Origin of the sequence: Halomonas sp. YLB-10, assembly GCF_003856855.1 — a bacterium.
GTDB classification, from domain to species: domain Bacteria; phylum Pseudomonadota; class Gammaproteobacteria; order Pseudomonadales; family Halomonadaceae; genus Halomonas; species Halomonas litopenaei.
Genome location: NZ_RRCU01000004.1, coordinates 189382 through 202593 on the forward strand (window position 1 = coordinate 189382; position 13212 = coordinate 202593).

The following is a 13212-nucleotide window of genomic DNA, read 5'->3' on the forward strand; positions in this document are numbered from 1 at the left end:
ATGGCCAGGCGCGGCACCTGGCTTGGCGTCGTGCTGCTGGCTGCCCTGGTGGGCGCCGGTGGCAAGGCGCTGTGGTTGTGGCTGGATCGGCCCATCGAGCGAGTGTCCATCGGTGGTGAGTTGCACCACGTGGACGCCAGCTACCTCAAGGGCCAGCTGGCGCCGCTGGTCAGGGGCCGGACCTGGCTGTCGGTGGACCTGGAGGCGCTGCGTGAGCAGGCATTGCAGGTGGGCTGGCTCAAGGAGGTGCGCATTCGTCGCGAGTGGCCCAATGCACTGACCTTCGAGCTCGAGGAGCAGCGCCCGGTGGCGCGCTGGAACGACGATCAACTGCTCAACGGCGATGGCGAGCCCTTTGTCTTTGCCCCGGTGGAGCCGCCCATGGGACTGCCGGATATGGCGGGACCCGGTGGCGCCGGTCCCGAGGTGCTGGCCTACTTCGATGACCTGGGGCAGCGGCTGGACAAGATGGGGCTCGGGATCGACCAGCTACGTCTGGAAGCCCGCGGCGCCTGGCGCTTTCAGCTGGACAGCGGCGTCTGGATCATGCTCGGCCGTGGAGATCTGGACGCCCGCCTCGGGCGCCTCGAGGCGGCCTGGCGGCGTGAACTGGGTGAGGTCGCGTCGCACATTCGCTACATCGATCTGCGCTACCCCAACGGCGTCGCCGTGGCCTGGCATGGCGAGACGGAGCCGGTCGATGATGAGGCCGCGACTCGCGGTTAACGAAAAGACGGCATGGATCAGACGCGAGAACGGAATTATATGGCGACACTTTTCCGGCCATCGGCAAAGTTTTCTCGGTTTCTTTTGTTTAAATGTGTCCGTATCGTGGAATGAATGTACGCCCCGGGCTGGTCGAACAAGCGCTATTGTTCCTATAATCGTCCCAGGTTTTTTTATAACAGAGGCAGGTTCCGAGGTAACGGAATCCGTTCAAGGAGATTTCCCGGCTCATGGCAGGTCCATCCAACGTGTCCAATATGGTAGTCGGGCTGGATATCGGAACATCCAAGGTCGTCGCGATCGTGGGGCAACCCACCGACGATGGTGGTATCGAAATTGCCGGTATCGGCTCTCATCCCTCCCGTGGCATGAAGAAGGGAGTGGTGATCAATATCGAATCCACGGTCCAGTCGATTCAGCGTGCGGTTGAAGAAGCTGAGTTGATGGCCGGTTGCGACATACATTCGGTTTATGTGGGCATTGCCGGCAGTCATATCAGTTCCATGAATTCCGACGGGGTCGTGGCGATCAAGGAGCGCGAAGTTGCGCCTTCCGATATCGAGCGAGTGATCGACTCGGCGCGGGCCAGGGCCATTTCCGAAGGGCAGCGGGTGCTGCACGTGTTGCCCCAGGAGTTCGCCATCGACACCCAGGGCGGTATCCGTGAGCCGCTGGGCATGTCGGGTGTGCGTCTGGAGGCGCGAGTTCATCTGGTGACCGCCGCACTCAACGCGGTACAGAACATCGAGAAGTGTGTGCGTCGCTGTGGGCTCGACGTCGACGCCATCATCCTCGAGCAGCTGGCTTCCAGTCATGCCGTGCTTACCGAGGATGAGCGTGAGCTGGGCGTCTGCATGGTCGACATTGGCGGGGGCACCACCGATATCGCGGTATTCACCGAGGGCGCCATCCGCCACACTGCGGTGATACCGATCGCCGGTGACCAGGTCACCAACGATATCGCCATGGCGCTGCGTACCCCGGCTCAGTATGCCGAGGAGATCAAGGTCAAGTACGCCTGTGCGCTGACCCAGCTGGCTTCCAGCGACGAAATGATCAAGGTGCCGAGCGTCGGCGACCGTCCCGCCAGAGACCTGTCTCGACAGTCGCTGGCCGAAGTGGTCGAGCCGCGTTACGAGGAATTGTTCACCCTGGTGCGCGACGAACTGCGCCGCAGCGGCTTTGAGGATCTGGTCGCCGCAGGGGTGGTGTTGACCGGTGGCACATCACGCATGGAAGGTGTGGTGGAGCTTGCCGAAGAGATATTTCACATGCCGGTCAGGGTCGCTTGTCCGCAGAATGTGAGGGGCCTGGCCGACGTGGTGCGAAATCCGATTTATTCGACGGGTGTCGGTTTGTTACATTACGCTCTACATGAGGCCCGTCAGGGTCGTGTCCACCAGGGGCAGGGTGGCACCATCTCGTCGCAATCGAGACGCGAGGACGTCTCCCGGCGTGGACCAGAGGAAAGGACTCCGGCGCTGGAAAAGATCAAAGGCTGGTTCAAAGGAAATTTCTGAAAGGGCCGCACAAGCGGCTCAGGAGACGGGGCAAATGTTCGAAGTCGTAGATAGCGCGCCCTCAAGCAGCGCGGTCATAAAGGTCATCGGCGTCGGTGGCGGCGGCGGCAATGCCGTCAATCACATGGTCGAGAGCAGCATCGAAGGGGTGGAGTTCATCTGCGCCAATACCGATGCCCAGGCGCTCAAGCGCGTCTCCGCCAAGACCGTGCTGCAGCTCGGCAGCGAGATCACCAAGGGGCTCGGCGCCGGTGCCAACCCTGACGTGGGTCGTCAGGCCGCGATGGAAGATCGTGAGCGGATCGCCGAGTTGCTCGGTGGCGCCGACATGGTCTTCATCACCGCCGGCATGGGTGGCGGTACCGGCACCGGCGGGGCACCGGTGGTCGCTCAGGTCGCCAAGGAGTTGGGCATCCTGACCGTTGCGGTGGTCACCCGCCCGTTCCCCTTCGAGGGCCCCAAGCGCATGCGCGCAGCGGAAGAGGGCATGAAGGAGCTGTCCGAGCATGTCGACTCGCTGATCACCATCCCCAACGAGAAGCTTCTGTCCGTGCTTGGCAAGAGCGCGACACTGCTGACTGCCTTCAGCGCCGCCAATGACGTCCTGCTGGGTGCCGTGCAGGGTATCGCCGAGCTGATCACCAGCCCGGGCATCATCAACGTCGACTTTGCCGACGTGCGCACCGTGATGTCAGAGATGGGCATGGCGATGATGGGCACCGGTGGTGCCACCGGCGAAAATCGCGCTCGCGAGGCCGCCGAGAAGGCGATCCGCAGCCCGCTGCTCGAGGATATCGATCTGCACGGCGCTCGCGGCATCCTGGTCAACATCACCGCTGGGCCGGATCTGTCGATCGGTGAGTTCAACGACGTCGGCGCCACGGTGCAGGAGTTCGCCTCCCAGGACGCCACCATCGTCGTGGGTACCTCCATCGACATGGACATGACCGACGAGCTGCGGGTCACCGTGGTCGCGGCGGGTCTCGACAATCAGGTGTCACGCCAGCAGAAGCCGGCGGCGCAGCAGCAGGTTCGTCGTCCCGAGGCGCGCCAGCGTCCTCAGCAGAGTGCCATCAATCGCGCCCAGGGCGGCGCCGGTGTGGCCGCAGCGAGCAAGCCAGAGGCGCAGGAATCACCGCGACCGCAGGCCGAGAAGCGCAAGTCTCAGGAGTTGGACGATTATCTCGATATTCCCGCCTTCCTGCGGCGTCAGGCGGACTGATCGAGAGCAGAGTGCGCGAAATTTCCGGGGTGCAGGGATCGAAAGGCGATGTTTTTTTGTTGAAACGTCCGTTTGGTGTTATAGTGAACGGTGTTTGATAACCAACGACTGCCTGGCGACTGCACAATGATCAGACAACGTACCCTCAAGAATGTCATCCGCGCCACGGGCGTGGGACTGCACTCCGGCAAGAAGGTCTACCTGACGCTTCGCCCCGCGCCGGTGGACACGGGCATTGTGTTCGTGCGCACCGACCTCGAGCCGGAGGTCCGCATTCCCGCCCAGGCGTTGAATGTGACCGACACCACTCTCTGCACCGCCCTGTCTCAGAATGGTGAGAAGGTCGCGACCGTGGAGCACCTGATGTCCGCCTTCGCGGGTCTCGGCATCGACAATGCCTACGTCGATGTGAGCGCGCCCGAAGTGCCGATCATGGACGGTAGTGCCGGACCCTTTGTGTTCCTGATCCAGTCCGCCGGGATCCAGGAGCAGAGCGCGGCCAAGAAGTTCATCCGCATCAAGCGTGAGATCAAGGTCAGCGAAGGCGACAAGGAAGCCGTCTTCCTGCCCCATCAGGGCTTCAAGGTCTCCTTTGCCATCGACTTCGATCACCCGGTGTTCGAGGACCAGAAGCAGACCGCCATGGTCGACTTCTCCACGACGTCCTTCGTCAAGGAGGTGTCTCGCGCGCGGACCTTCGGCTTCATGCGTGATCTCGAGTACCTGCGCTCGAACAACCTGGCGCTTGGTGGCAGCCTCGACAATGCCATCGTGGTGGACGACTACCGCATCGTGAACGACGGTGGTCTGCGCTACGACGACGAGTTCGTCAAGCACAAGGTGCTGGACGCCATCGGTGACCTTTACCAGCTCGGTCACAGCCTGATCGGCGAGTTCCGTGGCGTGAAGTCCGGCCACGCGCTGAACAACCAGCTGTGTCGTGCGCTCATCGAGCAGCCCGAGGCCTGGGAGATCGTGACCTACGAGAGCGAAGCCGAATCGGCGCCGATTTCCTACGCGGCACCGGCCATGGCGTGATGCAAGCCTCGGTGATGGCCAGGCCAAGGTTAGCCCCGCAGATCGCCAGTCTTCCGTAGCAACTTGTCTTCGGCCATCACTCGCTTGAACGCCGCCCCTCGGGGCGGCGTTCTGCTGTCTGGGGTTTCATGTTCGCCTCATGTTCACGTCGTGTTCGGCGTCGCCAAGCGGCGCGGGCAGGGTCGGGAGGCCGCGGCGATTCATGCGCGGGGAGCGCCGATGGGGCTAGGCGTCGTCTTTCCCTGAGGGCGATTCGGCGTGGGCCGCCAGGCGCTCCAGGGCGCGCTTGAGTCGCGGATCCTCGACATCGGCGGCGCAGCTCGAGAGCTCGTCACCGGCCTGGGCGGGCAGGCGCCTTACCTGGCGCGGCGCCACCTTGGCCGGGCGCACCGGACGTACCTTGAGGTGGAAGCCGGTCACCGCCTGGAACTCCGGCAACTGGTGCAGGCAGTCGAGCAGACGCGGCTGTTCGTAGCGCAGACGGGTCAGCCAGGCTGCGCCGTCGGTGATCAGGGTCAGACGGCCGTCACGGAAGCCACCGACAAACAGGTGTTCCGCCAGGGTGGGCGAGAGTTCATTGCGCAGATGCTCCTGAGCGCGCTCGATCAGGCGCGCCATGCGCATCAGTCCGCCCAGTTCGCCGCGGCCCTGAAGAAGCCCTGTCATGGACTGGGCGCGGAACCGCTTAACCTTTATACTCATGTGCTTGTGTCTTGGGATGCCCCAGGATCAATGAATTTGTCGCTCGGCGGCGTTCGTCTGTGGAACGCAGGTGTCATGGCCGTTTGCATGATGGCCGCTCGAGTGATGGGCAGCCGGCATGGCGCCGGCCCGAGACTAGCACGCCAGGGAGTTCCCCGACAGCATGACTGCCATCGACCCACATCGCTGCTGTCCCCGCGAGGCTCGTGCCCGTCGGGTGGCCAGATGGTGGTTGGCAGGGCTGCTGGTGGGTTGCCTGCTGCCGGCGAGCCTGAGCGCCGCCGAATCTCCCCGAGCCACCGAGCGACTGGTGCAGATCTGCATCATGGCGCCGGCGGTCATCCGGGCCCATACCATGCTCAAGGCCTGCCGCCATCGGCTGGCCCGACATCCCCTCAAGACCCTGCCCAAACCATCGTCCCCGTCGGTGGCCTGGTCGGCGCCGATACTGGTGCCGGTGGCCGCCCTCGACGTGGTGTCTCGCCGGGGTCCTCCTGACATCGCCTGAATTCGATGAAGCGTGACGGTCGCCAATGCCTGGCGGCCTCTTTTTCAGGTTCCAGATTTCAGGAAGTTTCATGATCAATTCTCTGCTGCGTAAAGTCGTCGGCTCCAAGAACGACCGCGACGTCAAGCGCATGTCCCGCCAGGTTCGCGCCGTCAATGAGCTCGAGCCGAGCCTCGAAGCCCTCGACGACACTGCGCTGGCCGCCCGCACCGCTGAGTTCCGTGAGCGTCTGGCGGCCGGTGAGTCGCTCGACGCCCTGTTGCCCGAAGCCTTTGCCACCGTACGCGAGGCCAGCAAGCGGGTGATGGGCATGCGTCACTTCGACGTACAGCTGATCGGCGGCATGACCTTGAACCGCGGCCGGATCGCGGAGATGAAGACCGGTGAGGGCAAGACCCTGGTCGCGACCCTGGCGGTGTACCTCAACGCCTTGCCCGGCAAGGGCGTGCACGTGGTCACGGTCAACGACTACCTGGCCCGGCGTGACGCCAACTGGATGCGCCCCCTGTACGAGTTCCTCGGCCTGTCGGTAGGCGTGATCTACTCCGGCCAGACCTCCGAGGAGAAGCGTGACTCCTACGCCTGCGACATCACCTACGGCACCAACAACGAGTTCGGCTTCGACTACCTGCGCGACAACATGGCGTTTTCGCTGGAAGACAAGGTTCAGCGGGAACTGCACTTTGCCATCGTCGACGAGGTGGACTCCATCCTTATCGATGAGGCGCGCACGCCGCTGATCATCTCCGGTGCGGTGGACGAGAACACCGAACTGTACAAGGTGGTGGATCGGCTCGCCAGGGAGCTCACGCCCTGCACCGACGAAGAAGATCCCGAAAGCGGCGACTTTACCCTCGACGAGAAGCAGAAGCAGGTCGAGGTGACCGAGCGCGGCCACCACAAGGTCGAGGAGCTGATGCGCGCCCAGGGGCTGCTCGGCGAGGACGACTCGCTCTACGCCGCCCAGAACCTCAACCTGTTGCAGCATATGCACTCGGCGCTGCGTGCGCGCCACCTGTACCACCCTGACGTCGACTACATCGTCAGCGAGGGACAGGTGGTCATCGTCGACGAGCACACCGGGCGTACCATGCCGGGACGTCGCTGGTCAGAGGGCCTGCACCAGGCGGTGGAAGCCAAGGAGGGTGTGACCGTCCAGCGCGAGAGCCAGACCCTGGCCTCCACCACCTTCCAGAACTACTTCCGCCTGTACGAGAAGCTGTCCGGGATGACCGGTACCGCCGACACCGAGGCCTTCGAATTCCGTCAGATCTACGGGCTCGATGTGGTGGTTATCCCCACCAACAGGCCGCTGGCGCGCAAGGACATGAACGACCTCGTCTACCTCAGCGCCGAAGAGAAGTTCGAGGCGATCATCGAGGACGTCAAGGTCCAGGTCGAGGCCGGCCGTCCGGTGCTGGTGGGTACCGCCTCCATCGAGACGTCCGAATACCTGGCCGAGTTGATGCGCAAGGCGGGCATCGACTTCAACGTGCTCAACGCGAAGCAGCACCAGCGCGAGGCCGAGGTCATCGCCCAGGCCGGGCGCCCAGGTGCGGTGACCATCGCGACCAACATGGCCGGTCGTGGTACCGATATCGTGCTCGGCGGCAACTGGGAGGCCGAAGCGGCCAAGCTGGAGAACGCCAGCGACGCCGAGGTCGAGGCATTGAAGGCAGCCTGGCGCGAGCGCCACGAGGCGGTGCTGGCCGCCGGCGGCCTGCACGTCATCGGCTCCGAGCGCCATGAGTCACGGCGCATCGACAATCAGCTGCGTGGTCGTAGTGGCCGCCAGGGCGATCCGGGCTCGACCCGCTTCTTCCTGTCGCTGGAAGACAACCTGATGCGTCTGTTCGGTTCCGAACGGGTGCAGAAGCTGATGCAGGCGCTGGGCCTGGAGCGGGGCGAGGCCATCGAGCACAAGATGGTGTCCAACGCCGTCGAGCGTGCCCAGAAGAAGGTCGAGGGACGCAACTTCGATATCCGCAAGCAGCTGCTCGAGTACGATGACGTGGCCAACGATCAGCGTCGCGTGATCTACGAGCAGCGCAACGAGATCCTGGCCGCCAGCGACGTCTCCGACAACGTCATGGGCATTCGTGAAGAGGTGCTGGACGAGGCCATCAGTGCCTACGTGCCGCCCCAGAGCCTGCCCGAGCAGTGGGACCTGGCGGGGCTCGAGGCTCACCTCAAGAGCGAGTACCAGTTGGACGCGCCGGTGGTGCAGTGGGCCGAGGAGGACGAGCGCTTCCACGAGGAGCAGCTGCGTGAGCGACTGCAGACTCAGCATCGCGAGACCTACCAGGCCAAGGTCGCCATCGCCGGCGAGGAGCTGATGCGGCGCTTCGAGAAGCAGGTCATGCTGCAGGTGCTGGACACCCGCTGGAAGGAACACCTGCAGTCCATGGACCATCTGCGTCGCGGTATCCATCTGCGTGGCTACGCTCAGAAGAATCCGAAGCAGGAGTACAAGCGCGAATCCTTCGAGCTGTTCCAGAACCTGCTGACCAATATCAAGGCCGACGTCACCCGTATCCTCAGTCACGTGCAGGTGCGTGCCCCCGAGGAGGTGGACGCCCTGGAGCGTCAGCGTCGCGAGGCCCTGGCCCGTGAGAGCGCCCAGGCGGCCAGTCGCCACGACGCACCTGCCGCGACGGACGCCGAGATGGCCGACGAGGGCGGCGAGCGTCACGTCAACGAGGTTGCCGATCAGCGCCCGGTGCGTCGAGACGCCCCCAAGGTTGGCCGCAATGATCCCTGCCCCTGCGGCTCCGGCAAGAAGTACAAGCAGTGCTGCGGCAAGCTCAGCTGAGCAAGCCTCGCAACCCATGACGACGGCGACCCCGGGCTTCAAGGCCTGGGGTCGTCTTTGACGCAAGGAGAAAACAATGGCAGTCGGTGACAGCATTTTTCCGGCAATGGGGCCGATCCCCGGGGTTCGCCTGGGCAGTGCCATGGCGGGCATCAAGAAGCCGGGCCGGCGTGATCTGGTGGTGATCGAGGTGGCCCCGGGCGCCAGGGTGTCCGGCACCTTCACCCGCAACGCCTTCTGCGCGGCGCCGGTCCATGTGGCCCGCCAGCATCTGGCCGCGGGCGACGCGGTTCGCTACCTGGTCATCAATACCGGCAATGCCAACGCCGGCACCGGCGAGATCGGCATGCGCGACGCCTACGCCACCTGTCAGGCGCTGGCCGAACTCGCCGAGGTGTCGGCCGACCAGGTGCTGCCGTTCTCCACCGGCGTGATCGGCGAACCGCTGCCGATGGAGCGACTTCTCGGTGGCCTGCCAGAGGCGCTCGATCAGCTCGACGACGGTGGCGACGCCTGGGCTCGGGCGGCCGAAGGCATCCTCACCACTGACACCCGGACCAAGGGCGCGACCCGCCAGGTGGCGCTCAAGCAGGGCACTGTCACCCTCAATGGCATCGCCAAGGGGTCGGGCATGATCCGTCCCGACATGGCCACCATGCTGGGTTTTGTCGCCACCGACGCGGCGATCGAGTCCGAGCGTCTTGATGCCCTGCTCAGGGAGGGCGTCAAGCGCTCGTTCAACAGCATCACCGTGGACTCCGATACCTCGACCAACGACGCCTGCATGCTGATCGCCACCGGCCAGGGCGCAGCGCTTGCCGATGACGATGACGAGCGGATATTTCGTCAGGCCCTCGATGAGGTGCTGGTGGAACTGGCCCAGGCGATCATTCGCGACGGCGAGGGTGCGACCAAGTTCGTCACCCTGGATGTCAGCGGTGCCCTGAGCGTCGAGGAGGCGCGCGAGGTAGCCTTTACGGTGGCCCATTCGCCGCTGGTAAAGACCGCGCTGTACGCCAGTGACGCCAACTGGGGCCGTATCCTCGCTGCGGTGGGGCGTGCCCGGGTCGAGGACTTCGATGTCGATCGGGTGACCATCGATCTGGGTGATGTGCGCCTGGTCGAGAACGGTGGGCGTGCAGAGGGCTACAGTGAGGACGCCGGCAGTGCGGTGATGGCGGCAGAAGAGATCACCATTGCCATCGATCTGGGGCGTGGTGACGCTGCCGCGCGGGTGTGGACCTCCGACCTGTCCCACGACTATGTATCGATCAACGCCGACTACCGCAGTTGATTCCGCATGGGTTCGTCGGCGGCAGATGAATCTCGGCCAGTGAATCGGTATCCTGTGTCGTCTTTTTTGCCTGTCCGGCGGGTAGCGGTGGAGCCGATCCATCGGCGATGCATCAGCGGCAGATGAATCTCGGCGAGCGAATCGGTATCCTATGCCGACTTTTATCGCCCTCCCGACTGAAAACTGGTGCGGGCGTGGCCCGCGAACCGAAGCTGGTATTGTTGAATGAACACTATGGTGAAGAGAAGGGTGCACGTGGCGGCGGCCGCCATCATCAGCCCGAACGGTGACGAAGTGCTGCTGGCCCGGCGTCCTTCCAATGTGGACCACGGCGGCCTGTGGGAGTTTCCCGGTGGCAAGCTGGCGCCCTACGAGACCGGGCTTGAGGCGCTCAAGCGCGAGCTGCACGAAGAACTCGGCATCGAGATTCGTCGCGCCCAACCGCTGATTCGCATCCACCACGAGTACTCCGACAAGCACATTCTGCTCGACGTCTGGCAGGTCAAGGACTTCTCCGGTGAGCCCTTCGGTCGAGAAGGACAGGCGGTACGCTGGGTGCCCATGGGCGAACTGATTGGCTATCCCTTCCCGGCCGCCAACCTGCCGATCCTGCGTGCGGTGATGCTGCCCTCGGAATACCTGATCAGTGACGAGGAAGCGGACGAGGACGCCTTCGACGCCAAGCTCGAGCGGGCCCTCGAGGAAGATGGCGTGCGTCTGGTTCAGCTGCGCGCCAAGACCCTCGACGAGGACGCCTACGTGGCCCGTGCGGAGCGTGCTCTGGCGCTGTGCCGTCGTTACGGTGCCAAGCTGATGCTCAACGGTGAACCGGAGCTGCTCGAGCGGATCGATGCCGATGGTATCCATCTGACCAGCGAGCGGCTGATGGGCCTGGAGCGTCGCCCCATCGCCGAGGCCAAGTGGTTGGCGGCCTCGACCCACGACAAGGCCCAGCTCGACCAGGCCCACGCCATTGGCTGCGACTTCGTGACCCTGTCACCGCTGCGCACCACTCCGTCCCATCCGGAAGTGGCACCGATCGGCTGGCATGACTTCCAGCAACTGGTCGAACGCGCCGGCATGCCGGTCTACGCGCTGGGTGGCATGACGCGCCACGACGCCAGCCATGCCCGCGCCGTGGGGGCCCAGGGGATCGCGTCCATCCGTGACTTCTGGCGCTAGGGCATTGGCGAAAAGGGCCAGCACCGGCCGTTAGCTACCAGATGCAAGAAACCCCGCCAGGGAGACCTGGCGGGGTTTCTTGCGTTCAGGGGCATGTCGTTCCATTGCCGCGTGGTTCTGTTCTCAAGCTCGACGAGCGTCGGCGCTTTTCGTACAAGCCCTGGGCTTTATGCGAGAAGTCGACGAAGCCCGGCTCTTTGGCGGCAAGCCCTAGTCGCGGTAGCGGCGGGTCAGATCTCCATAGGCGTCGATGCGCCGGTCCCGCAGGTAGGGCCAGATCCGCCGCACGTTTTCGCCATGGTCGAGATCCAGGGTCACCAGCAGGGTCTCGGGCTCGGTGCCGGCGTGGGCCAGCAGCTCACCCTGGGGCCCGGCGACAAAGCTGCCGCCCCAGAAGTCGATGCCTTCGCTGACCTTCGAGTGATCCTCCTCGTGGCCCACCCGGTTTGCGACCAGCACCGGGACACCGTTGGCCACGGCGTGGCTGCGCTGGATCAGCGTCCAGGCGTCCTTCTGGCGCGTCTTTTCGGCGTCGTCGTCGCCCGGCGCCCAGCCGATGGCGGTGGGGTAGAGCAGCAGTTCGGCACCGGCCAGGGCCATCAGGCGCGCGGCCTCCGGGTACCACTGATCCCAGCACACCAGTACCCCGAGCCGGCCCACCGAGGTGTCGATGGGGGTAAATCCCTGCTTGAGGCCGGCGTCATGATCTCCGGGGGTGAAGTAGAACTTCTCGTAGAAGCCCGGGTCGTCGGGGATATGCATCTTGCGGTAGTGACCCACCGCGCCCTTGGCGCCGTCGTAGACCACCGCCGTGTTGTGATAGATGCCCGGCGCGCGGCGCTCGAACAGCGAGCCCATCAGCACGATGTCGAGCTCCGCGGCGAGTTCGGCCAGTCGTGTGCCGGTGGGCCCGTCCAGCGGCTCCGCCAGGTCGAACAGGGCCGGATCCTCGTACTGACAGAAGTAGTGGGTGGCGTGGAGTTCCTGCAGCATCACCAGTCTGGCACCGCGGCCTGCGAGATCGCGGATGCTCGCTTCACTGGCGTCAAGGCTTCTGGCCTTGTCGGGCCAGGCGGGTTGCTGGACCAGGCCCACGGTCAATTGGCGTGTCATCGGCGGTCTCCTTCGGCGGTGGTGAGGGTGCCCTGGGGCCACTGCATGGTCAGGCAGTGCAGGCTGCCGTGTTGAACGATGGCGGCGCTGGCGTCCACCGGGATGATATCCCGGTCGGGGAAGGCCCCGGCCAGGGCGTCGAGCGCCGCCAGGTCGTGACGATCGCCGTAGACCGGCACCAGCACCGCCCCGTTGATGATCAGGAAGTTGGCGTAGGTGGCCGGCAGGCGGTGGCCATCCTCGGCGTCATGGCAGGCGCCAGGCCAGGGCAGCGGCACCAGACGATAGGGCGAGCCGTCCGCGCGGGTCAGCGCCTTGAGTTCGCGCTCCATGGCGGCGAGCTCGGCGTAGTGCGCGTCGCTCGGATCATCGCAGCGCACATAGGCGATGGTCTGGGGATCACAGAAGCGCGCCAGGGTATCGATATGGCTGTCGGTATCGTCGCCTTCGAGATGTCCGTGGCAGAGCCACAGCACCCGTTGGATGCCCAGCGTCTCGGCCAGCCAGGTCTCGATATCGGCCCGCGACATCGAGGGGTTGCGGTTGGGATTGAGCAGACAGGCCTCGGTGGTCAGCAGCGTCCCTTCGCCATCGGTCTCCAGGGCGCCGCCCTCCATGATCACCGCGCTCTCGCTTGTCGGGCAGGCGATCAAGCCAGCATCCTTGAGCTGGCGGGTCAGGGTGTTGTCGCGATCGGCCGGAAACTTGCCGCCCCAGCCGTTGAAGCCGAGGTCATGGAAGGTAACGCCGTCGCCGTCACCGGTCGCCAGCGGGCCATGGTCCCGGGCCCAGGTGTCGTCGGCGTCGACCACGGTCAGGCGCAGACGCTCGGGTGGCGCGCCTCGGGCCAGCAGGCGGCCTGACAGCGCCTCGCCGGTGTCACGGTCGGGCACCCCGATGATCACGCTCTGATAACGACTGATGATCAGGGCGAGCTGCTCGAGCATCGCCTCGATGGCGGGCAGCGTCGGCGCCCAGTCGCTGTCGCGGCGGGGCCAGGTCAGCTGGACGGCATCCTGAGGGTGCCATTCGGGTAGCAGGCGGGGCATGGGTGATGTCCTGGGGCCAAGAAACGGCGAAATGTAGGCGGCTGTG

General features: G+C 64.8%; 11 protein-coding genes. 8 read left to right on the forward strand and 3 right to left on the reverse strand.

Translation table 11 applies throughout. The features are described 5' to 3' along the window. The 4 genes from EBB56_RS10815 (at position 1) to lpxC (ending at position 4506) form a co-directional block, all read left to right on the forward strand. Positions 1-726, forward strand: coding sequence for a cell division protein FtsQ/DivIB (locus tag EBB56_RS10815; RefSeq protein ID WP_108132665.1), 726 nt, complete (start codon positions 1-3; stop codon positions 724-726). 230 nt (positions 727-956) lie between these two features. Then, positions 957-2246, forward strand: a complete 1290-nt coding sequence (gene ftsA / locus EBB56_RS10820) for a cell division protein FtsA (protein ID WP_045993382.1) — start codon at positions 957-959, stop codon at positions 2244-2246. Positions 2247-2280: 34 nt separating this feature from the next. Next, the gene (gene ftsZ, locus EBB56_RS10825) at positions 2281-3468 is read left to right on the forward strand and encodes a cell division protein FtsZ (protein WP_124804360.1); all 1188 of its coding nucleotides are present in this window, start codon (positions 2281-2283) and stop codon (positions 3466-3468) included. Positions 3469-3594: 126 nt separating this feature from the next. Beyond that, positions 3595-4506 (forward strand): UDP-3-O-acyl-N-acetylglucosamine deacetylase, encoded by a 912-nt coding sequence (lpxC, locus tag EBB56_RS10830; protein WP_045993384.1) that lies wholly within the window; start codon positions 3595-3597, stop codon positions 4504-4506. A gap of 225 nt (positions 4507-4731) precedes the next feature. Here lpxC and EBB56_RS10835 read toward each other — a convergent pair whose 3' ends face one another. Beyond that, the gene (locus EBB56_RS10835; protein WP_045993385.1) at positions 4732-5208 is read right to left on the reverse strand and encodes a DUF721 domain-containing protein; all 477 of its coding nucleotides are present in this window, start codon (positions 5206-5208) and stop codon (positions 4732-4734) included. Positions 5209-5371: 163 nt separating this feature from the next. Between EBB56_RS10835 and EBB56_RS10840 the strand changes: the two genes are divergently transcribed. The 4 genes from EBB56_RS10840 (at position 5372) to EBB56_RS10855 (ending at position 11004) form a co-directional block, all read left to right on the forward strand. Next, on the forward strand, positions 5372-5716 hold the full coding sequence (locus tag EBB56_RS10840; protein ID WP_045993386.1) for a hypothetical protein: 345 nt from the start codon (positions 5372-5374) through the stop codon (positions 5714-5716). Between the two features lie 70 nt (positions 5717-5786). Further along, complete coding sequence (secA, locus tag EBB56_RS10845) at positions 5787-8528, forward strand: preprotein translocase subunit SecA (RefSeq protein WP_124804361.1); 2742 nt, start codon at positions 5787-5789, stop codon at positions 8526-8528. Positions 8529-8604: 76 nt separating this feature from the next. Further along, the gene (argJ, locus tag EBB56_RS10850; protein WP_124804362.1) at positions 8605-9822 is read left to right on the forward strand and encodes a bifunctional glutamate N-acetyltransferase/amino-acid acetyltransferase ArgJ; all 1218 of its coding nucleotides are present in this window, start codon (positions 8605-8607) and stop codon (positions 9820-9822) included. A 234-nt stretch (positions 9823-10056) separates the two neighbouring features. Then, complete coding sequence (locus EBB56_RS10855; RefSeq protein WP_045993389.1) at positions 10057-11004, forward strand: Nudix family hydrolase; 948 nt, start codon at positions 10057-10059, stop codon at positions 11002-11004. Positions 11005-11214: 210 nt separating this feature from the next. On the opposite strand, the gene EBB56_RS10860 is transcribed toward EBB56_RS10855, so the two are convergent. Together EBB56_RS10860 and EBB56_RS10865 are read right to left on the reverse strand one after the other, a co-directional pair. Beyond that, positions 11215-12117, reverse strand: a complete 903-nt coding sequence (locus EBB56_RS10860; protein ID WP_045993390.1) for a carbon-nitrogen hydrolase — start codon at positions 12115-12117, stop codon at positions 11215-11217. Then, positions 12114-13166: an agmatine deiminase family protein gene (locus EBB56_RS10865; protein ID WP_045993391.1), complete on the reverse strand. Its 1053-nt coding sequence runs from the start codon at positions 13164-13166 to the stop codon at positions 12114-12116. The genes EBB56_RS10860 and EBB56_RS10865 overlap by 4 nt, the downstream gene beginning before the upstream one ends. Between the last annotated feature and the right edge of the window lie 46 nt (positions 13167-13212).

Excerpts from the sequence above, each read along its gene's own strand:
- EBB56_RS10815 (WP_108132665.1), top strand. The coding sequence starts at position 1 with ATGGCCAGGCGCGGCACCTGGCTTGGCGTCGTGCTGCTGGCTGCCCTG.
- EBB56_RS10840 (WP_045993386.1), top strand. The coding sequence starts at position 5,372 with ATGACTGCCATCGACCCACATCGCTGCTGTCCCCGCGAGGCTCGTGCC.
- EBB56_RS10835 (WP_045993385.1), bottom strand. The coding sequence starts at position 5,208 with ATGAGTATAAAGGTTAAGCGGTTCCGCGCCCAGTCCATGACAGGGCTT.
- EBB56_RS10860 (WP_045993390.1), bottom strand. The coding sequence starts at position 12,117 with ATGACACGCCAATTGACCGTGGGCCTGGTCCAGCAACCCGCCTGGCCC.
- ftsZ (WP_124804360.1), top strand. The coding sequence starts at position 2,281 with ATGTTCGAAGTCGTAGATAGCGCGCCCTCAAGCAGCGCGGTCATAAAG.
- secA (WP_124804361.1), top strand. The coding sequence starts at position 5,787 with ATGATCAATTCTCTGCTGCGTAAAGTCGTCGGCTCCAAGAACGACCGC.
- EBB56_RS10855 (WP_045993389.1), top strand. The coding sequence starts at position 10,057 with ATGGTGAAGAGAAGGGTGCACGTGGCGGCGGCCGCCATCATCAGCCCG.
- lpxC (WP_045993384.1), top strand. The coding sequence starts at position 3,595 with ATGATCAGACAACGTACCCTCAAGAATGTCATCCGCGCCACGGGCGTG.
- argJ (WP_124804362.1), top strand. The coding sequence starts at position 8,605 with ATGGCAGTCGGTGACAGCATTTTTCCGGCAATGGGGCCGATCCCCGGG.
- ftsA (WP_045993382.1), top strand. The coding sequence starts at position 957 with ATGGCAGGTCCATCCAACGTGTCCAATATGGTAGTCGGGCTGGATATC.
- EBB56_RS10865 (WP_045993391.1), bottom strand. The coding sequence starts at position 13,166 with ATGCCCCGCCTGCTACCCGAATGGCACCCTCAGGATGCCGTCCAGCTG.